Origin of the sequence: uncultured Microbacterium sp., assembly GCF_900078385.1 — a bacterium.
Lineage (GTDB): Bacteria > Actinomycetota > Actinomycetes > Actinomycetales > Microbacteriaceae > Microbacterium.
Window position 1 is genome coordinate 65,924 of sequence record NZ_FLQR01000013.1, and the last position, 19,025, is coordinate 84,948.

Annotated in this window: 19 protein-coding genes and 3 tRNA genes; 4 read left to right on the top strand and 18 right to left on the bottom strand. The window is 70.7% G+C overall.

Going from position 1 to position 19,025, the window contains the following annotated elements; translation table 11 throughout:
* Positions 1–73: 73 nt before the first annotated feature.
* The 8 genes from secF to QZL85_RS15095 all read right to left on the bottom strand — a co-directional run bounded on the left by secF (position 74) and on the right by QZL85_RS15095 (position 7,221).
* Entirely contained in the window at positions 74–1,063 is a 990-nt protein-coding gene (gene secF / locus QZL85_RS15060; RefSeq protein ID WP_295578299.1) for a protein translocase subunit SecF, read from the bottom strand.
* Complete coding sequence (gene secD, locus QZL85_RS15065) at positions 1,063–2,778, bottom strand: protein translocase subunit SecD (protein WP_295578301.1); 1,716 nt, start codon at positions 2,776–2,778, stop codon at positions 1,063–1,065. The genes secF and secD overlap by 1 nt, the downstream gene beginning before the upstream one ends.
* 44 nt (positions 2,779–2,822) lie before the next feature.
* Positions 2,823–3,281, bottom strand: a complete 459-nt coding sequence (locus QZL85_RS15070; protein WP_295578304.1) for a preprotein translocase subunit YajC — start codon at positions 3,279–3,281, stop codon at positions 2,823–2,825.
* Between the two features lie 79 nt (positions 3,282–3,360).
* On the bottom strand, positions 3,361–4,392 hold the full coding sequence (gene ruvB, locus QZL85_RS15075; RefSeq protein WP_295578306.1) for a Holliday junction branch migration DNA helicase RuvB: 1,032 nt from the start codon (positions 4,390–4,392) through the stop codon (positions 3,361–3,363).
* Positions 4,385–5,005 carry a Holliday junction branch migration protein RuvA gene (ruvA, locus tag QZL85_RS15080; protein ID WP_295578308.1) on the bottom strand — a complete coding sequence of 207 codons (621 nt, stop codon included), beginning with the start codon at positions 5,003–5,005 and terminating at the stop codon, positions 4,385–4,387. Before ruvA ends, ruvB begins: the two co-directional genes overlap by 8 nt.
* Before the next feature lie 47 nt (positions 5,006–5,052).
* Positions 5,053–5,619, bottom strand: a complete 567-nt coding sequence (gene ruvC, locus QZL85_RS15085; RefSeq protein ID WP_295578310.1) for a crossover junction endodeoxyribonuclease RuvC — start codon at positions 5,617–5,619, stop codon at positions 5,053–5,055.
* Positions 5,620–5,671: 52 nt separating this feature from the next.
* Complete coding sequence (locus tag QZL85_RS15090; protein ID WP_295578312.1) at positions 5,672–6,436, bottom strand: YebC/PmpR family DNA-binding transcriptional regulator; 765 nt, start codon at positions 6,434–6,436, stop codon at positions 5,672–5,674.
* A gap of 47 nt (positions 6,437–6,483) precedes the next feature.
* Complete coding sequence (locus QZL85_RS15095) at positions 6,484–7,221, bottom strand: hemerythrin domain-containing protein (protein WP_295578315.1); 738 nt, start codon at positions 7,219–7,221, stop codon at positions 6,484–6,486.
* Positions 7,222–7,350: 129 nt separating this feature from the next.
* Here QZL85_RS15095 and QZL85_RS15100 point away from each other — a divergent pair, with 129 nt between their 5' ends.
* On the top strand, positions 7,351–8,730 hold the full coding sequence (locus tag QZL85_RS15100) for an aminotransferase class V-fold PLP-dependent enzyme (protein WP_295578317.1): 1,380 nt from the start codon (positions 7,351–7,353) through the stop codon (positions 8,728–8,730).
* Positions 8,731–8,747: 17 nt separating this feature from the next.
* Here QZL85_RS15100 and pdxT read toward each other — a convergent pair whose 3' ends face one another.
* Positions 8,748–9,341: a pyridoxal 5'-phosphate synthase glutaminase subunit PdxT gene (gene pdxT / locus QZL85_RS15105; RefSeq protein WP_295578339.1), complete on the bottom strand. Its 594-nt coding sequence runs from the start codon at positions 9,339–9,341 to the stop codon at positions 8,748–8,750.
* Positions 9,335–10,219 carry a pyridoxal 5'-phosphate synthase lyase subunit PdxS gene (gene pdxS / locus QZL85_RS15110; RefSeq protein ID WP_295578318.1) on the bottom strand — a complete coding sequence of 295 codons (885 nt, stop codon included), beginning with the start codon at positions 10,217–10,219 and terminating at the stop codon, positions 9,335–9,337. Before pdxS ends, pdxT begins: the two co-directional genes overlap by 7 nt.
* A gap of 107 nt (positions 10,220–10,326) precedes the next feature.
* On the opposite strand from pdxS, the gene QZL85_RS15115 reads away from it, so the two are divergent.
* Both QZL85_RS15115 and pdxY read left to right on the top strand, forming a co-directional pair.
* Positions 10,327–11,673, top strand: coding sequence for an aminotransferase class I/II-fold pyridoxal phosphate-dependent enzyme (locus QZL85_RS15115; protein WP_295578321.1), 1,347 nt, complete (start codon positions 10,327–10,329; stop codon positions 11,671–11,673).
* Positions 11,670–12,521: a pyridoxal kinase PdxY gene (gene pdxY / locus QZL85_RS15120; protein WP_295578323.1), complete on the top strand. Its 852-nt coding sequence runs from the start codon at positions 11,670–11,672 to the stop codon at positions 12,519–12,521. Before QZL85_RS15115 ends, pdxY begins: the two co-directional genes overlap by 4 nt.
* Positions 12,522–12,657: 136 nt before the next feature.
* Here the strand turns inward: pdxY and QZL85_RS15125 are convergent, their stop codons facing one another.
* Positions 12,658–13,209: an HIT domain-containing protein gene (locus tag QZL85_RS15125; protein ID WP_295578327.1), complete on the bottom strand. Its 552-nt coding sequence runs from the start codon at positions 13,207–13,209 to the stop codon at positions 12,658–12,660.
* A complete protein-coding gene (gene thrS / locus QZL85_RS15130; RefSeq protein WP_295578329.1) occupies positions 13,206–15,215 on the bottom strand; it encodes a threonine--tRNA ligase in 2,010 nt (669 codons plus the stop codon). Before thrS ends, QZL85_RS15125 begins: the two co-directional genes overlap by 4 nt.
* Before the next feature lie 169 nt (positions 15,216–15,384).
* Here thrS and QZL85_RS15135 point away from each other — a divergent pair, with 169 nt between their 5' ends.
* A complete protein-coding gene (locus QZL85_RS15135; RefSeq protein ID WP_295578341.1) occupies positions 15,385–16,542 on the top strand; it encodes an SLC13 family permease in 1,158 nt (385 codons plus the stop codon).
* A gap of 90 nt (positions 16,543–16,632) precedes the next feature.
* Here QZL85_RS15135 and QZL85_RS15140 read toward each other — a convergent pair whose 3' ends face one another.
* The 6 genes from QZL85_RS15140 to QZL85_RS15165 form a co-directional block, all read right to left on the bottom strand.
* Positions 16,633–17,142 (bottom strand): glycine cleavage system protein R, encoded by a 510-nt coding sequence (locus QZL85_RS15140; RefSeq protein WP_295578331.1) that lies wholly within the window; start codon positions 17,140–17,142, stop codon positions 16,633–16,635.
* Between the two features lie 20 nt (positions 17,143–17,162).
* A complete protein-coding gene (locus QZL85_RS15145; RefSeq protein ID WP_295578333.1) occupies positions 17,163–17,336 on the bottom strand; it encodes a hypothetical protein in 174 nt (57 codons plus the stop codon).
* 98 nt (positions 17,337–17,434) lie between these two features.
* A tRNA-Val gene (locus tag QZL85_RS15150) sits at positions 17,435–17,509 on the bottom strand.
* Between the two features lie 24 nt (positions 17,510–17,533).
* A tRNA-Cys gene (locus tag QZL85_RS15155) sits at positions 17,534–17,607 on the bottom strand.
* Between the two features lie 53 nt (positions 17,608–17,660).
* Positions 17,661–17,732 (bottom strand) — tRNA-Gly (locus QZL85_RS15160).
* 87 nt (positions 17,733–17,819) lie between these two features.
* Positions 17,820–19,025, bottom strand: a 1,206-nt coding sequence (locus tag QZL85_RS15165; RefSeq protein WP_295578335.1) for a D-alanyl-D-alanine carboxypeptidase family protein, incomplete at its 5' end; no start/stop codon positions are given.

Here is a 19,025-nt window from a genome sequence, read left to right on the forward strand (position 1 = left end):
CAGGTTGCTCGTGCCTCACGGAACGCTCCGTGACGCACGCCTCGATTCTACGCCCGCCCGGAACGCCGCAGATTCACGCGGACGCGAGTGCGCGCTCGCGCGACTCGATGAGGCGCGCGTCGCGCGTCTTCAGGCCCGACTCGCCCTCACGCAGCAGCGAGTACAGCGGCGCGGCAACGAACAGCGTCGAGTAGGCCGCGACGATCGTTCCGACGAAGATCGACAGCGAGATGTCGGTGAGCGTCTGCGCGCCGAGCCACAGGGCGCCGATGAAGAGGATCGCGCCCGTGGGCAGCGCCGCGACGACCGTCGTGTTGATCGACCGGATGAGGGTCTGGTTGACGGCGAGGTTCACCGATTCGGCGAACGTGCGGGCGGAGCCCTCACCGTCCTCCTGCGTATTCTCGCGGATCTTGTCGAACACGACCGTGGTGTCGTACAGCGAGTAGGAGAGGATCGTCAGGAACCCGATCACCGCCGCCGGCGAGATCTCGAAGCCGAAGAGCGCGTAGACGCCCACCGTGATCACGAGCACGTCGACGAGACCGATGATGGCCGCGACAGACATCTTCCAGGTGCGGAAGTAGATCGCCAGGATCAGGAAGGTCAGGGCGAGGAAGATCGCGAGGCCCCACAGCGACTGCCGCGTCACGTCGGCGCCCCAGCTGGGACCGATGAAGGACGAGCTCACGTCGTCCGTCGACACGTCGAAGGCCTCGGCGAGGGCCGTCGTCACATCGCGGGTCTCGGCATCCGTCATCTGGTCGGTCTGCACGCGGATCGTGTCTTCGCCGATCGTCGTGACCTTCGTCGCGGCGCCGTCGACGACCGTCTGGACGGCCGCGGTCGCGGCGGTCTGATCGGGGGACGCCACGTTGCTGACGGTGAACTGCGAGCCGCCGGTGAACTCGATGGAGAACTGGATGGGGCGCAGGAGCGGGACGAGGGCCGCGCCGATGACCAGGACGGCCGCGATGATGAACCACAGGCGCCGCTTGCCGACGAACGGGAAGGACGTCTTGCCGGTGTAGAGGTCGTTGCCGAGATCGTTCATGGAGCGCATCAGCGGTCCCCCTCCGTCGTCCCGCGGCTACTGGTGCCGAGTTCGGCCTGCTTGCGCTCGGCGATGGTCTGGCGACGCTCGGCTTCGCCCCGCGAACGACCGGTGCGCCGGGCGGCTCCCTTCGCCGAAGCGGCGGCGGCGGGCGCTCGGAACTGCGCACGGCCGCGGTACACCGCACCGAGCGCCTCCGGGTCGAGACCGGACAGCGGGTGACCGCTGCCGAAGAACCGTGTGCGCGCGAGCAGCTGCATGACGGGATGTGTGAAGAGGATGAAGATCGCGATGTCGATGACCGTCGTGAGTCCGAGGGTGAACGCGAAGCCCTTCACGGTGGCGTCGGCGAGGATGTAGAGCACGACGGCGGCCAGGACGTTGATCGACTTCGAGATGTAGATGGTGCGCTTGGCGCGCCCCCAGCCGTCCTCGACGGCGCCCGTGATCGACTTGCCGTCGCGCAGCTCGTCGCGGATGCGCTCGAAGTACACGATGAACGAGTCGGCCGTGAAGCCGATCGTCACGATGAGGCCCGCGACGCCGGCGAGCGAGAGCCGGAAGCCCATGCGCCAGGCGAGGATGCACAGCGCGATGTAGGTGAGGACACCCATGACCGCGAGCGACGCGATGATGACGAACCCGAGCGCGCGGTAGACGATCAGCGAGTAGATGGCGACGAGCGCGAGGCCTATGAGACCGGCGATGAGGCCGATCTGCAGCTGCTGGGAGCCGAGGGTCGCGGAGATGGAGTTGCTGCTCTGCACCTCGAAGCTCAGCGGCAGCGCACCGTACTTGAGTTGGTCGGCGAGCGTCTTGGATGATTCCTGCGTGAAGCTGCCCGTGATCTGCGGCTTCCCGTCGAGGATGACGCCGTTCATGGAGGGTGCGGACAGCACGATGCCGTCGAGCACGAAGGCGAACTGGTTCTGCGGCGAGTCCAGGCCGTACAGACGCTGGCTGATCTGGCCGAAGATCTCGGTGCCCTCGCCGTCGAAGACGAGGTTGACCGCCCACTGACCGTTCTGCTGCACGACGCCGAACGTCGCGTTGGAGATCGACGAGCCGTCGAGCTCGACGGGACCGAGGATGTACTTGTCGGTTCCGGTCGGTCCGCACGTGATGAGCGGCTGGTCGGCGGGCTCGTTGGCCGGGTCGTTGGTCTCCGCCGCGCAGTCGTACGCGAGGAACTCCGCGAACAGGCGGTCGGTGACCCAGCTCGGGTCGCTGCCGTTGGTCGGCACGGCGGTCGGTGTCGCGGCGAGGGTCGGGTCCGGGCTCGGATACGGCGTCTCGTTGCCGTCCTCCCCGACATAGCTCGTGGCGGCGGCCCCGGTGTAGAGGACGGCGCGCAGCTGCAGCTGCGCGGACGCCTCGATGCGATTGCGGGTCTCCTCGTCGGCCTGACCGGGGATCTGCACGACGATCTGGTTGCCCGCCTGCGTCGTGATGTCAGCCTCGCCGACTCCGGACGCGTCGACGCGCTGACGGATGATCGAGGCCGCCTGCTCCATCTGCTCCGTCGACGGCGTGCTGCCGTCCGGCGTCTGGGCCGCCAGGATGATCTGGGTGCCGCCCTGCAGGTCGAGCGCCAGCTCCGGGGTCCACGAGCTCTTCTGGAACACGTGCACGCCGAGCGCATTGATGCCGAACAGCACCGCGGTGACGATCAGCAGCCCGGTCAGGGCGCGCCAGGCGTGGCGGACAGGGGTGGGTGTGGCCACGGAGGGTCAGCTTTCTTCGAGCACCGCGCGCGGGCGGTGGAGGATCAGGCCTTGGGCTTGTCGTCCGCGTCGGGGACGTTGTCGCCCGCGAGCGGCGCGGCCGGAGCGGCCGGCTCTGCGTCGATCGTCTCGACGGCCGGGGCGTCCGCGAGCGTCGCGTCCTCGGCCGGCACGTCCTCGGTCGGGTCGACGACCCGGAGGATCGCCTGGCTGTGCACCTCGACCACGAAGCCGGGGGCCAGTTCGACCTGCGCCGGCTTGGAGAGGTCTTCGCCGTCGAACTCGACGAGCGTGCCGTACAGGCCGCCCTGCAGCAGGACCTTCACGCCCGGGACCATCTGGCGCGCCTTCGTCTCCTGCTCGATCTTCGTCCGGGCCGCGCGGCGGCGCGAGCTCCAGAACATGAAGACGATGAGGACCAGCAGCATGAGCAGAAGCCCGTACTGCTGGAAGAACAGGGCGAACCCGCTCGGCTCGGTGGTCTGCGTCGTTGCGAATGTCATGGAGATGACGGCACCTTTCACGGTGGGCGCGGCGCAAGGGCGCAGCGAGAAGAGGATGAGCGGCGAGAGCCTTCAGCGATTATAGGTCATCGAGTCTCAGCGCCTCGTCCGCGCGCGGCACGCGCAGGTGGGCGTAGGCGTCGGGCGTCGCGATGCGGCCGCGGGGCGTGCGGCCCATGAGGCCGATGCGGACGAGGTACGGCTCGACGACCGACTCGATGGTCTCGGCCTCCTCGCCGACCGTGACGGCGAGGGTGTTCAGGCCCACCGGCCCGCCGCGGAAGCGTCGGATGAGCGCGTCCAGCACCGCGCGGTCCAGCCGGTCCAGGCCGATGGCATCGACGTCGTAGAGGTCCAGCGCGGCGGACACGTCCGCGTCGGTGGCCGAGCCGGCATCCCCGCCGTGGACGACGACGTAGTCGCGCACGCGGCGCAGCAGCCGGTTGGCGATGCGCGGGGTCCCCCGCGACCGGCGGGCGATCTCGGCGCGGGCGATGGGCGGAACCTCGACGGACAGCACGCTGGCCGAGCGCTCGACGACCAGTTCGAGTTCCGCGGCGTCGTAGTACTCGAGGTGCGCCGTGAAGCCGAAGCGATCGCGGAGCGGGTTCGGCAGAAGACCCGACCGCGTCGTCGCGCCGACGAGGGTGAACGGCGCGAGGTCGAGCGGGATACTGGTGGCGCCGGCACCCTTGCCGACCATGATGTCGATCCGGAAGTCCTCCATGGCGAGGTACAGCATCTCCTCGGCTGCGCGCGTCATCCGGTGGATCTCGTCGATGAAGAGGACTTCGCCGGGCAGGAGGCTCGACAGCAGCGCGGCGAGGTCGCCGGCGTGCTGGATGGCGGGACCGCTCGACAGGCGCAGAGGGCGTTCGCTCTCGTGCGCGACGATCATCGCGAGCGTCGTCTTGCCGAGCCCGGGCGGGCCGGACAGGAGGATGTGGTCGGCGGGGCGCTGTTGGATGCGGGCGGCGTCGAGCAGCAGCTGCAGCTGGCGGCGGACCTTGTGCTGTCCGATGAACTCGGCGAGCGATGCGGGGCGGAGGGCGCCTTCGACGGCGAGCTCCCCCAGATCCTCGGCGAGGCTCGGGTCGCGCGGCTCAGACACCGCTCTGCTCCGTCCGCGCGGGTCCGAGGTGGGCGAGGGAGAGCTTCAGCAACGCGGCGACGGAGCCCAGCTCGGCCGGCGTCGCCCCCGCGGAGACCTCGGTCACGGTATCGATGCAGACGCGTTCGCTCCAGCCGAGTGCGACGAGTGCGGAGATGACCTGGCTCGCGACCGCGGGTGCCACGGCGCCCCGCGCCCCGCCGGTGCGGCCGGTCGGCAGGAGCTTGCCGGCGAGCTGGACGACGATGAGCTTCGCGGTCTTCGGGCCGATGCCCGACACGCGCCGGAACGGCGCATCGTCCTCAGCGGTCACGGCATCCGCGATCTGGTCCACCGTCAGGGACGACAGCACCCCGAGGGCCGATTTCGGACCGACCCCCGAAACGCTCAGCAGCTGTGTGAAGACGGTGAGCTCCTCGCGCTCCTGGAACCCGAAGAGCGACAGGGCGTCCTCGCGCACGATGAGATTCGTGTGCAGCACGATCTCGTCCCCGATGTGGAACTCGCGCGTCACGGCGGGCGTCACAGCCACCGCGAAGCCGACGCCGCCCACGTCGACGACGAGGCTGTCGGCATCGAGGTGCAGGACGCGTCCGCGCAGCGAGGAGATCATGCCTCGAGCCTACGCATCGGTTCGCATCTTTGTTCGAGCGACACGCGTCACCGGCGGGCGAGCCGCTCCGCGTCGGCCCACGCGCGCTGCGCGGGGGTGAGCGCGGCGGTCGTCGTGGCGGTGCCCGAGGCTCCGCCGCGCCACGCGTGGCAGAGCGCGATCGCGAGGGCGTCGGCCGCGTCGGCGGGCTGCGGGAGCGCGTCGAGGCGCAGCACGCGCGCGACCATCGTCTGGACCTGCCGCTTGTCGGCAGACCCGTAGCCGGTCACCGCCGCCTTCACCTCGGACGGCGTGTGGGTGGCGGCCGGGAGTCCGTACTCCCCCGCGAGGAGAAGAGCGATGCCGCTGGCCTGCGCGGTCCCCATCACGGTGTTGCGGTTCTGCTGCGCGAAGACCCGCTCGACCGCGACGACGTCCGGACGGTGCGTGTCCAGCACCTCGCGGATGCCGGCGGCGATCATCGCGAGACGGCGCTCGATCGGGAGCTCGTGGTCCGAGCGCACGACGCCGACGTGGACGAGGGTCGCCGACCGGTCGCGCCCGACGTCGACGACGCCGACACCGCAGCGGGTGAGGCCCGGGTCGATGCCGAGGACGCGAAGGGTGGATGCCACGCCCCCACGGTACGGGCGACCCCCGACGGGCGCGATCAGGCGCGCCCGCGACTCACTCGTCGCTCTCGTTCTCGAGCTCGGCCTGCACCTCGGCCGTGAGGTCGAAGTTGCTGAAGACGTTCTGCACGTCGTCGCTGTCCTCGAGGGCGTCGATGAGACGGAACACCTTGCGCGCGGTCTCGGCGTCGATCTCCACCTTGAGCGAGGGGACGAACTCGACGTCGGCGGACTCGTAGTCCAGACCCGCCTCCTGGAGGGCGACGCGGACCGAGACGAGGTCCGAGGCGTCGGTGACGACCTCGAAGCCCTGCGCGTGCGGCTCGACCTCTTCGGCGCCGGCCTCGAGGGCGGCGAGCATGACGTCGTCCTCGGTCGTGCCCTCGCCGGAGACGACGATGACGCCCTTGCGGTGGAAGTTGTAGGCGACCGAGCCGGGGTCGGCGAGCGTGCCGCCGTTGCGGGTCAGCGCGGTGCGCACCTCGGCGGCCGCACGGTTCTTGTTGTCCGTGAGGCACTCGATCAAGAGCGCGACGCCGTTGGGACCGTAGCCCTCGTACACGATCGTCGTGTACTCGACGGCCTCCCCGCCGATGCCCGCGCCGCGCTTGACGGCGCGGTCGATGTTGTCGTTGGGGACCGAGGTCTTCTTCGCCTTCTGGATGGCGTCGTAGAGGGTGGGGTTACCCGCGAGGTCCGCGCCGCCGAGCTTGGCGGCGACTTCGATGTTCTTGATGAGCTTGGCGAACGACTTGGCACGGCGAGAGTCGATGACGGCTTTCTTGTGCTTGGTCGTCGCCCACTTGGAGTGGCCGGACATGACGATCAGTCTAAAGGGGCGCGCCCGAGGACACGGTGCGGAGCGCGCTAGAGCGCACTGCGCAGCGCCTCCGCGTCGTAGTGGCCGGGTCGCGCGGTGCCGGCCGACAGGAGCTCGAGCGACTTCTTGTACTGGCGGCGCCCGATGAGGCGATAGAGGATGCGGATCGCCGCCGGCACCTCCGCGATGAAGGCGTCCAGCCGATCCGGACTCAGGGAGTCCTGGATGATCCCGAAGAAGAGGAAGATCTGCGACCGGTCGTACGCCTTCTGCGCCTCCTCGCCGACGGCATCCCATTCGGACTGGCTGAACACCTCGCCCATGACGGGGAGCGCGAGCTCCTCCTCGCGGGCCAGGTGCAGCCGCAGCAGTGCGCCGATCTCCTCGACGTGTGCCGCGAACGCCTCCGCCGTCGCGACGCCGGGCCGCGTCGTCCACGCGTCGGACAGCGGCGCCGCCGCGTCCAGCAGCGCCGCCACCCGCGCGTGGTGCTGCTTCATGAGCTCGACATGCGGAGTGCAGGCCGGGCGCCGCGTCTCCATCGGCCCCCAGTAGTACTCGTCCTCGAGGTGGTGATGGTGGTGCAGGGCGTCCCCCACCATCGCGACGCCGCGTGCGACCGCCGCGACGCGCTTCGGATCGCCCGGCGGTGTCCGGCGGATGCCGGTGGGCATGACGCTGTAGAGGCGACGGAACGCGTCGTGGACGAACACGAGGTCCTCGGTGTCGCACCCCGCATCCTCCGGTGCCGGCCCTCCCGATGACGGCAGCGCTGTGGCGGCCACGGCCTCCCCCTCCCCCGACCCCCCGGCTGGTCGATGGCGGGATGCTAGCCCCGCACGAGCCCGGCGGGCAATCCCCGCGGCCGCCGGGGCCGTTGTATCAGGGGGGTGAGGCGGGCACACTTCGGTGTTATGGACGATCGGCGTCGTGCTCTGGAGGCCGCCCACGCGGCGGCGCTCGGCTTCCTGAACGGTCTCGACGAGCGGCCCGTGTGGCCGCGCGCCGGCATCGAGGACATGCTCGAGGTCTTCGGGGACGACCTCCCCGAGGAGGGTCAGGATGCCGCTGCCGTCGTGACCGATCTGGCCGAGCGCGCGGATCCCGGGCTCGTCGCCATCCCGGGGGGACGGTTCTTCGGTTTCGTCATCGGAGGGACGCTGCCGGCGGCCCTCGCGGCGGACTGGCTGGTCTCGGCCTGGGATCAGAACTCCGGCTCCTCCACGATGACGACCGCGACGGTCGCGCTCGAGCGGATCGCGGGACGGTGGGTGTGCCGCCTGATGGGTCTGCCGGAGTCCGCGGCCGTCGGCTGGGTGACCGGGGCGCAGATGTCGAACTTCGTCTGCCTCGCCGTCGCGCAGCACGCCGTGCTGCGGCGCGTCGGCTGGGATCTGACGCGCCAGGGCCTCCGCGGAGCGCCGCCGCTGCGTCTCATCGTCGGACGGCACCGGCACGGATCGGTGGACCGCGCCGCGCGGTTCGCCGGCATCGGGGCGGACGAGCTCATCGTGGTCGAGACGGACGAGGAAGGGCGGATGCTGCCCGCGGCGCTCGCCGAGGTGCTCGCCGGCGGCCGGGACGTGCCGACGATCGTGTGCCTGCAGGCGGGCGAGGTGCACACCGGCGCGTTCGATCCGTTCGACGAGCTGATCCCCCTCGCCCGCGCCGCGGGCGCGTGGATCCATGTGGACGGCGCGTTCGGTCTCTGGGCGGCCGCGACACCGGGACTGCGGCATCTCGTCGCGGGAGCCGAGGGCGCTGATTCGTGGACCACCGACGCGCACAAGACGCTCAACGTCCCCTACGACTGCGGGATGGCGATCATCCGAGACCCCGCCGACGCGATCGCGATGTTCCGGACCGGCGGGGACTACCTGATGTACACGAGCCTGGACCCGTGGGACGTGAACCCCGAGCTGTCCCGGCGCGGCCGCGGCGTGCCGGCGTGGGCGGCCCTGCGAAGCCTCGGCCGCCGCGGGGTGGCGGACCTCGTCGACCGGCTGCACGCCCATGCGCGCCGGCTCGAGGCGGGCCTGCGCACAATCGAGGGCGTGACGGTCGTCAACGACGTCGTCTACACGCAGGTCATGTTCCGGCTCGACGACGACGATGCGACACGCGCGCTCGGCGCCGCCATCCTCGCCGACGGCACGGCGGCCCTCACCGGGGCGGAGTGGAATGGGCACGCGACGCTGCGCTGCTCGATGTCGTCGTGGGCGACGACCGACGCCGACATCGACCTGACCCTCGCGGCCATCGCGCGGCTCGTCGCCGAGACGCGGAGAGGCTGAGCCTTCCCGCGCGCTAGTCAGGCCGCGCGTACGAGATCGAGGAAGCGGCGGTGGAACCGCAGCTCCCCCGCCACCTCGGGGTGGAACGCCGTGCCGAGCAGGGCGCCCTGCTGGACCGCGACGATCCGATCGTCCTCGAGGGCGGCGAGCACCTCGACGCCCGGGCCGACCTCGGTCACGAGCGGCGCCCGGATGAACACGGCGTGCACCGGCGGATCCCCGAACGCGGGAACGCGCAGATCGGCCTCGAAAGAGTCCACCTGGCTTCCGAAGGCGTTCCGCCGCACCGTGACGTCGAGACCGCCGAGCGTCTCCTGGCCGACGATGCCGTCGGTGATGCGGTCGGCGAGCAGGATGAGCCCTGCGCAGGTCCCGTAAACGGGCAGTCCTCCGGCGATGGCATCCCGCAGCGGCTGCTGCAGGCCGAACGCGCGGGACAGCTTGTCGATGACGCTCGACTCCCCGCCCGGCAGGACGAGTCCCGCGACGTCTGCCAGCTCCTCGGGGCGCCGGACGAGCACGACCTCCGCCCCGAGGTCGGTCAGCACGCGGGCATGCTCGCGGACGTCGCCCTGCAGCGCGAGGACGCCGACGCGGGGGGCTGTCACCAGCCGCGCTCGGACAGTCGGTGCGGGGCGGGGAGGTCGGCGACGTTGATGCCGACCATCGCCTCGCCGAGTCCGCGGGAGACCTCGGCGATGACCTTGGGGTCGTCGTGGAAGGTCGTCGCCTTGACGATCGCCGCCGCGCGCCGGGCGGGGTTGCCGCTCTTGAAGATGCCGGAGCCGACGAACACGCCGTCGGCGCCGAGCTGCATCATCATCGCCGCGTCCGCGGGCGTCGCGACGCCGCCGGCGACGAACAGGACGACGGGAAGGGTGCCGGTCTCGGCGACCTCTGCGACGAGCTCGTAGGGCGCCTGCAGCTCCTTCGCGGCGACGTACAGCTCGTCCTTGGTCTTCGAGCGCAGCACGTTGATCTCGCTCGTGATGGTGCGGATGTGCTTGGTAGCCTCCGAGACGTCGCCGGTGCCGGCCTCGCCCTTGGAGCGGATCATCGCCGCGCCCTCGGTGATGCGCCGGAGCGCCTCGCCCAGGTTCGTCGCCCCGCAGACGAACGGCACCGTGAAGTCCCACTTGTCGATGTGGTTGACGTAGTCGGCCGGCGAGAGCACCTCGGACTCGTCGATGTAGTCGACGCCGAGCTCCTGCAGCACCCGTGCCTCCACGAAGTGCCCGATGCGGGCCTTCGCCATGACGGGGATGGAGACGGCCTCGATGATGCTGTCGATCATGTCGGGGTCGCTCATGCGGGAGACGCCCCCCTGCGCGCGGATGTCCGCGGGCACGCGCTCGAGCGCCATGACGGCGACGGCGCCGGCGTCCTCGGCGATCTTCGCCTGGTCGGCGGTGACGACGTCCATGATGACGCCGCCCTTGAGCATCTCGGCGAGTCCGCGCTTGACGCGACCGGTTCCGGTGCTGGACATGACTGGTTCCCCTCTTCGACGCGCGGGTCGCGTCGCTTCGCTATTGGCCTATGCCAGAAGCTAGCATGGCCTGAGTTGTGCCGGTGGACACATGAAGGACGGTGACGGTGAGCGATTCGGCGATCACGGGGACCTCGGCGGCGGAGATCGCCGACAGCGTCCGCGCGCTCGTCGACAGCGGTCGCGTCTCCCCCGGCGAGGCCCTTCCCCCGGTGCGGGCGCTAGCCGATCGGCTCGGGGTCAACCGCAACACGGTCGTGGCCGCCTACCGCCTCCTCGGCCAGGCCGGGACGGTGGAGACGCTCGGCCGCGGCGGCACACGGGTCGCGGCGCCCGCGCCGCTGGCCGTCGAGGGCTACGCGCAGGACAGCGTCCTGCGCGACGTCGGCGACGGGAATCCCGACCCCGCGCTGATCCCCGACCCCTCCCGCGCCCTCACGGCGCTGGCCGGCCGGCCGATCCTCTACGGCGAGCCCGTCATCGACCCCGACCTCGAGCGCTGGGCGCGCGCGTGGATGACGCCGGACGTCGCGGACTCCGCCGCCCTCCGGCTGACGGTCACCGGCGGGGCCGTGGACGCCATGGAGCGCCTCCTCGCGCAGGCGCTCGTCCGCGACGACGCCGTGGCGCTCGAGGACCCCTGCTTCCTGTCCGGCATCCGCACCGTTCGTCTCGGCGGGTACCGCCCGGTCGCGGTCCCCGTCGACGACGAGGGGATGACGGTGGAGGGGCTCCGCGCCGCCCTCGCGCAGGGCGTCCGCGCCGTGATCTGCACACCCCGCGCACAGAATCCGACCGGCGCGAGCCTCACGGCGACGCGTGCCGCGCAGCTGCGCGCGGTCCTCGCCGACCACCCGTACGTCCTCGTCATCGCGGACGACCACTTCTCGATGCTGACGCGCCAGCCGTACCACTCGATCATCGGTCCCGAGCATCGCCGGTGGGCGCTCGTCCGCTCGGTGTCGAAGTTCCTCGGTCCCGACATGTGCCTCGCCGTCACAGCCACCGACCCCGAGACGGCCGATCGCCTCGCGATGCGGCTGAGCCCCGGCAGCACGTGGGTCAGCCACCTGCTGCAGCGTCTCGCCGTGGCTCTCGTGACCGACCAGGGCGTCATGGCGGCCGTCGACCGGGCCGGCGAGCACTACCTCCATCAGAACCGGGCCTTCGCCGACCGGCTGACCGCCCTCGGCGTGCCGTGCGCGGCCGGCGACGGCCTCAGCCTGTGGGTCGACGTCGACGGCCCCGCGCGTCCGGTCGTCGAGCGGCTCATGCGCCGCGGCTGGCTCGCCCGCGCCGGCGACGAGTTCGTCCTCGGCGACGAGGGCGCCGCGCACCGCCTCCGCCTCACCGTCCATACGCTGTCCGATCCCGACGCCGAGCGGCTCGCCGCCGACGTCGCCGCCGCCGTCCGTGCGACGGCATCCCCCCGAGAGAAGGTCACCCGCTCGTGAAGATCCTGTCGATCCAGTCCGCCGTCGCCTACGGCCATGTCGGCAACTCCGCCGCCGTCTTCCCGCTGCAGCGCATCGGCATCGAGGTCCTGCCGGTGTACACGGTGAACTTCTCGAACCACACGGGGTACGGCGAATGGGGCGGACCGATGATCAGCCCCGACGACGTGGCCTCCGTCATCGCCGGCATCGAGGCACGCGGCGCGTTCCCCGACATCGACGTGGTCCTCTCCGGCTACCAGGGCGGCGAAGGCATCGCCGACGTCATCCTCGACACCGTCGCCCGGATCAAGGCCGCGAACCCGTCCGCCGTGTACGCGTGCGACCCCGTCATGGGCAACGCGACCTCGGGCTGCTTCGTCGCGCCCGCCATCCCGGTGCTGCTGCGCGAACGGGTCGTGCCGGCCGCCGACATCATCACGCCGAACCAGTTCGAGCTCGGCTTCCTGACCGGCACCGAGCCCGCCGATCTGGAATCGACGCTCGCCTCCGCCGACCTCGCGCGGGCCATGGGTCCCCGCACGGTGCTCGTGACGAGCGTCGAGCGCCCCGACCGTCCCGAGGGCACGATCGAGATGCTCGCCGTGACCGACGACGGCGCGTGGATCGTCCAGACGCCGCACATCCCCATGAAGGCCAACGGGTCGGGAGACGTGACGGCGGCGCTGTTCACGGCGCACTACCGCGCGACCGGCGACGCCGCCGCGGCCCTCGCGAAGACGACCTCGAGCGTCTACGACCTGCTGCGGATGACGTTCGAGTCGGGGCAGCGCGAGCTGCAGCTCGTGGAGGCGCAGGAGTTCTACGCCCGCCCGCAGGAGCAGTTCGCGGTCACCCGGGTCCGCTGAGGCCCCGGCGCCGCCGCCAGGCCACCCGAGTCAGGCGATCTGCTCAGGACAGGGCGATCCGGCGGGAATCAGCCTGATCCCGGCCGGAGGCCTGATCTGGGCAGGTGGCCGGGCGCTCAAGCGCGGGCGCGAGGGGTCAGGATGCCGGCCAGGCGGCGGCGACCGCGTTGCGGACGTCGCCGAGCAGCTGCGGCAGGGCCTTGGTCTTCGCGATGATCGGGAAGAAGTTGGCATCCGTCGCCCACCGCGGCACGACGTGCTGGTGCAGGTGCGCGTCCACGCCGGCACCGGCGACACTCCCCTGGTTCATGCCGATGTTGAACCCGTCGCAGCGCGACACCTGGCGCAGCACCCGCATGGCGGTCTGCGTGAGGGCGCCGATCTCGGCGACCTCCTCGGCCGTCGCCTCGTCGTAGAGCCCGATATGCCGGTACGGGCACACGAGCAGATGCCCCGAGTTGTACGGGAACAGGTTCAGCAGCACATACGCGGTCTTCCCGCGCGCGACGATGAGCCCTTCCGTGTCGGACTTGTCCGGCGCCGCGCAGAACGGGCACTCCTCCCGGTGCGGCTCGGGTCCCGCCTGGATGTACGCCATGCGGTGCGGCGTCCAGAGGCGCTGGAATTCGTCCGGCACCCCCGGGAGCGTCGCGGCGTCCTCCAGGCGGGGCTCCGAGCCGTCCGTCACGCGAGGTCCTCCGCGGTGTCGACGAGGGTCCTGTCCTCGATGGCGGAGCGGATCTTCGCGATGGCCTCGGCGATCGGGATGCCGTTCGTCTGCGACCCGTCACGGAAGCGGAACGACACCGTGCCCGCCGAGCGGTCCTGCTCGCCGGCGATGAGCTGGAGCGGAACCTTCTGCGTCGTGTGGGTGCGAATCTTCTTCTGCATGCGGTCGTCGGAATGGTCGACCTCGGCGCGCACGCCCGCGGCGCGGAGTTCGTCGACGATGCTCTGTAGATAGTCGCCGTACTGCTCCGCCACAGGGATGCCGACGACCTGGACCGGCGCGAGCCACACCGGGAACGCCCCGGCGTAGTGCTCCAGCAGGATCGCGAAGAACCGCTCGATCGAGCCGAACAGGGCCCGGTGGATCATGATCGGCCGGTGCTTCTCGCCGTCCGGGCCCGTGTACTCCAGGCCGAAGCGCTCCGGCAGGTTGACGTCGACCTGGACGGTCGACAGCTGCCAGGTGCGTCCGATGGCGTCCCGGGTCTTGAGGTCGATCTTCGGACCGTAGAACGCCGCCTCACCGGGGACCTCGGTGACCTTCAGGCCGGAGGCGTGGGCGACGTGTCGCAGCGCGTTCGTGGAGTAGTCCCAGAACTCGTCGCTGCCGATCCACTTCGCCTTCTCGTCGTCGCGCATCGACAGCTCGAGCTCGAAGTCCTCGAGACCGAAGTCGCGCAGCATCGAGATGACGAACTCCAGCACGCGCGCCGTCTCGGCCTCGAGCTGGTCGGGGGTGACGAACAGGTGCGAGTCGTCCTGCGTGAAGCCGCGCACGCGGGTGAGGCCGTGCAGGGCACCGGAGAGCTCGTTGCGGTAGACCGTGCCGTTCTCCGCGAGCCGCATCGGCAGATCGCGGTAGCTGCGTGCGCGCTCCTTGTAGATGAGGATGTGCATCGGGCAGTTCATCGGCTTCAGGTAGTAGTCCTGGCCGTGCTTGGTGACGTTGCCGTCGGCATCCGTCTCCTCATCCATCCGGATGGGCGGGAACATGCCCTCCCGGTAGGTGACGAGGTGGTTCGAGGTGAGGAACAGGTCCTCCTTCGAGATGTGCGGCGTGTACACGTAGGTGTAGCCGCCCTCGATGTGCCGTCGGCGGGCGTGCTGCTCCATCTCGCCGCGGACGATGCCGCCCTTGGGATGCCAGACCGAGAGGCCGGAGCCGATCTCGTCGGGGAAGGAGAAGAGGTCGAGCTCCTTGCCGAGGCGCCGGTGGTCGCGCTTGGCGGCCTCCTCGAGGCGCTGCTGATAGGCGCGGAGCTCGTCCTTGGTGGGCCAGGCGGTGCCGTAGATGCGCTGCAGCTGCGGGTTCTTCTCGCTGCCGCGCCAGTAGGCGCCGGCGATGCGGGTGAGATCCCAGCCGTTGCCGAGCATGCGGGTCCCGGGCACGTGCGGGCCGCGGCACAGGTCCTTCCACACGGTCTCGCCGTCGCGGGACACGTTGTCGTAGATCGTGAGCTCGCCCGCGCCCACCTCGACGGAGGCGCCCTCGGCGGCCTCCTTGGAACCGCCCTTGAGCCCGATGAGCTCGAGCTTGAACGGCTCGTCGGCGAGCTCGGTGCGCGCCTCGTCATCGGTCACGACGCGGCGGACGAAGCGCTGGCCCTCGCGGACGATGCGCTCCATCTCCTTCTTGATGGCCTTGACGTCTTCGGGGGTGAAGGGCTCGTCGACGCCGAAGTCGTAGTAGAAGCCGTCCGTAATGGGCGGGCCGATGCCGAGGTTCGCCTGCGGGCGGACGCGCTGCACCGCCTGCGCGAGGACGTGCGCCGTGGAGTGGCGGAGGATCGACAGACCGTCGGGGCTGTCGATCGTCACCGGCTCGACGTCATCCGTCGCGGTGACGACCGTCGCGAGGTCTTTGAGCTCGCCGCCCACACGGAGGGCGACGACGGAGCGGTCGGGGAACAGGGCGAAGCCGTCGGCCGGAAAGGACACGTCCGACGGGGCGTTGACGTCAGTCAAGGGAAGGACTCCAGAGGTGGATCGGAAGGATGGCTCAGCTTCGGACGCGTCGCGTCCCGCCCGCTCAGGCGTCGAGCGTTCGCGTACCGGTGCGCGTGACGATCGTCACGGCGAGGATCCGGCGGTGTTCCATGGACCGAGTCTATCGCCGCCGCGCGCATCCCCCATGATGGATGCCGTGAAGCTCGCCGTCGTCGGAGCCGTGCTGCTGCTCCTCGGCGGAGCCGCGGTCGCCTTCGGCATCCTTCCCGTGGGCGACGCGCTGGCGGTCGCGGAACGGGTCTGGCCGATCCTCCTCTTCGTCGTCGCGGTCACGATCGTCGCCGAGCTCGCCGCCGTCGCCGGCGTCTTCGATGCGCTCGCGGCCCGCCTCGCGCGACTCGCCCGCGGCCGCACGATCGCGCTGTGGCTGCTGATCGTGGCGCTGGCCGTCGCCGCCACGGCCTTCCTGTCGCTCGACACGACCGCCGTGCTCCTCACGCCCGTCGTCGTCGCGGTCGCGCGGGCGAACGGCCTGCCGGCGCTCCCGTTCGCGTTCACAACGGTGTGGCTCGCCAACACGGCATCCCTGCTGCTGCCGGTGTCGAACCTGACGAACCTGCTGGCCGCGGGGCGGCTCGGTGGTCCGGATGCCGCCGCGTTCCTCGCCCTGCTGGGGCCGCCGGCCGTGGTGGCGATCCTCGTGACGGTCGGCCTGCTGTTCGTCATCCACCGCCGCGCGCTGACCGGTCGCTTCCTCCCGGCGCCGCCGCCGCACCTCGCCGATCGGCGGCTGCTCAGAGTGAGCGCCGTCGTCGTCGCCGTGATGGCGCCCCTCCTCGTGAGCGGACTTCCGCCGTGGATCCCCGCCGGGGCGGCGGCGGCCGTCCTGGTCGGGGTCTTCGCCTGGCGCTCTCCGGATGTGCTGCGTGCCGGCCTCGTGCCGTGGCAGCTGGTGGTGTTCGCGTCGGGACTGTTCCTCGCCGTCGCCGCCGTGGAGGCGCTCGGATGGGGGGCGATCCTGGCGACCGCCGCCGGGTCCGGCGACGATCTGCTCGCCCTGTGGCGACTCGCCGGCGTCGGGATGCTCGGTGCGAACGCGGTGGACAATCTGCCCGCGTACCTCGCGTTCGAGGCGAGCGCCGACTCCCCCGCGCGCCTGGCTGCTCTGCTCATCGGCGTGAACGCGGGGCCGCTCATCACCCCGTGGGCGTCGCTCGCGACCCTGCTGTGGCACCAGCGGCTGCACGCCGTGGGCGTGGACGTGCCCTGGCGCACCTACATCCTGTGGGGACTGCTCGCGGCGCCGGTCATCGTCGGCGCCGCGGTCGTTCCGCTCGCGCTCTAGAGATGCGTGAGCGCCTCGCGCCGGCTCAGCGGGCTGAGCTCGTGTGCGCCGCGTATTCGGACATCGTCGGCGGCGACGCTCATGCGTCGGTCACTGCAGGCTGAGGTCGACCTGGATCTCACCGGCGAGGCGCTCGAGCGCGCTCGTGATGGCGTCGGCATCCGCCGCCGACGGGACGCGCACGTGCACCGTCGCCTCGAACAGCCTGCCACCCGCCATGGGCGCGTCCAGGGTGCGGCTGCGGAACCCGTCGATGCTGACGGCGTGGGCGGCGACGGCCGCCGTCACGTCGCGGACGATGCCGGGTCGGTCATTGCCGAGCACCGTGAAGGTGAGGTCGTAGGCGTCGTCGTCGGCAGCTGCGGCAACCGGCGTGTGCGCCGTGACCCGCAGCAGGCCCCCGAGGCTCTGCACCGCGGTCGTGAGCTCGTCGACGCGATCATCCGGCACGGAGACCAGGACGATGCCCGCGAAGGCTCCGGCGAGCTCGGCCAGTTCGCTCTGCTCCCAGTTGCCGCCGTGCGCGGCGACCTGCTCGGCGAGGGCGCTGACGAGACCGGCGCGATCGTCGCCGACGACGGTCAGGACGAGGGTGGCCATGGTGCTGCCGCTCCGTGTCGTCAGCGCTTGGAACGGTCGGCCGCGCTCGGCAGGTGGAACAGCAGCGCGACAGCGAGCGAGACCGACAGGATGCCGGCGACGAAGATGTAGCCGCTCGGGTCGGAATCGATCGCGAACGCGAGCCCGAACAGGTAGAAGCCGAGCAGGAAGAGCACCAGATAGACGATGAACATCGCAGACCTCCATGACAGACCGTTGCCTCGATCGTATCGACTGGCGGGGCGGAGGGTGGGAATGCAGAAAACCCCCGACCGAGGCCGGGGGTTTCAGGTGGTGCGCGATACTGGGATCGAACCAGTGACCTCTTCCGTGTCAGGGAAGCGCGCTACCGCTGCGCCAATCGCGCCCAAAAGGGCTGTTCAGTTCTGAGTGGAGGTGGCGACGGGATTCGAACCCGTGTAAACGGCTTTGCAGGCCGGTGCCTAGCCGCTCGGCCACGCCACCATGTGGTTCGACCCACGTGTCGTGATCCCTTCGAAAAGGGATCCCCGCACTCGAGCGGATGACGAGATTCGAACTCGCGACCCTCACCTTGGCAAGGTGATGCGCTACCACTGCGCTACATCCGCGGATCCCGGATCTCTCCGGGCGCGTCATTGACTTTAGCTGACTAATCCGCGAGTTCCAAACCGGCGGCCGCTCGCGCGTGTCTCGCCTCAATAACGGGGTGCGCCCGGGTATCCGAAGTACTGCTCGAGCGAATGGAACCCGCCCGTGCGGTAGTCCGACGCGACGGCGGAGCCCACATATCGCAGGTGCCACGGCTCGGACGTGTAGCCCGTGATGGTCGTGTAGCCCGGCTCGTAGCGCACGACGAACCCGTACCGCCACGCGTTGGCGGCGACCCACTTCTGCTGAGTCGTGCCTTGGAAGGCATAGATCGAACCGCAGCCCCGAGCGGAGCACGCGACGACATCGGCGGCGAGCCCCGTCTGGTGCTCGCTGTGGCCGGCCCGCGCCGATTGCTGGTCGGCCCACGTCTGGCCGCGGGTCGCGACGTAGCTCGCGTAGAGGCGCTTCTGCGTCGCGTAGGAGCGGTACGCACTGTTGATCCGGATGGTGCCCGCGCCGGCCCTCTTCGCGGCGGCGACGAGCTTCTCCAGCGCCGTCGCGGCATCCGAGCGCATCAGGTAGGACGAGCCGGCGACGTACCGCAGGCTCGCGGGAACGTAGCTCGTCGGGCGGAGGGCGTTCTTCTTGTTCACCACCACCCACGGACTCTGGGATGCTGTCGTGCTCTGGCACGGCGTCAGCGTGCCGACCAACCCGCGCACGCTGGTGGGGGTGCCGACCAGTGTGAGCCGCGTGATGGCGCGAGCGGCGACATAGCCGCGCAGGTTCGCGTCTGCGCAGATCGGCGGGGTCAGCACGACCGGAACCTTGCGGACGGCCGCGAGCGTGATGGCAGGCAGGGCCTCGGTGAAGGTGGTGCCGGATGCCACGACGGCGGCCTTCGTCGTCGTCGGGAACTGCTTCGCGATCGCGGCGGATTGCAGATAGCGGTCGGTCCCCTGCACGCGGGCCACGGTGAAGCCGGCAGCAGTGAGCTGTCGGGCGATCCCGGCGGAGATGGAACCTGTGGTGCCGAGGAGCGTGACGCGCGTCGTGCCGAGGTCGCGGAGCAGCGCGATCGTCGCAGCGGGGAGGCTCTTCGCGGTGCCGGGCACGGCAAGCAGCGGAGCGTTGTTGCGGGCAGCGAGCGCGGCCCCGGTGAGCGCCGAGATGTAGCCCTGCCCGGTCGCGAGGAACACCCGGGTTGCGCCGGGCGTGCCGCCCAGCGCTGTCTTCGGCGGAACGGTGGTGGTGGCCACCTGCACGGTCGCAGCGATCCGCGCCGTCGCGGAGGACTCAGGGTTTGGCTC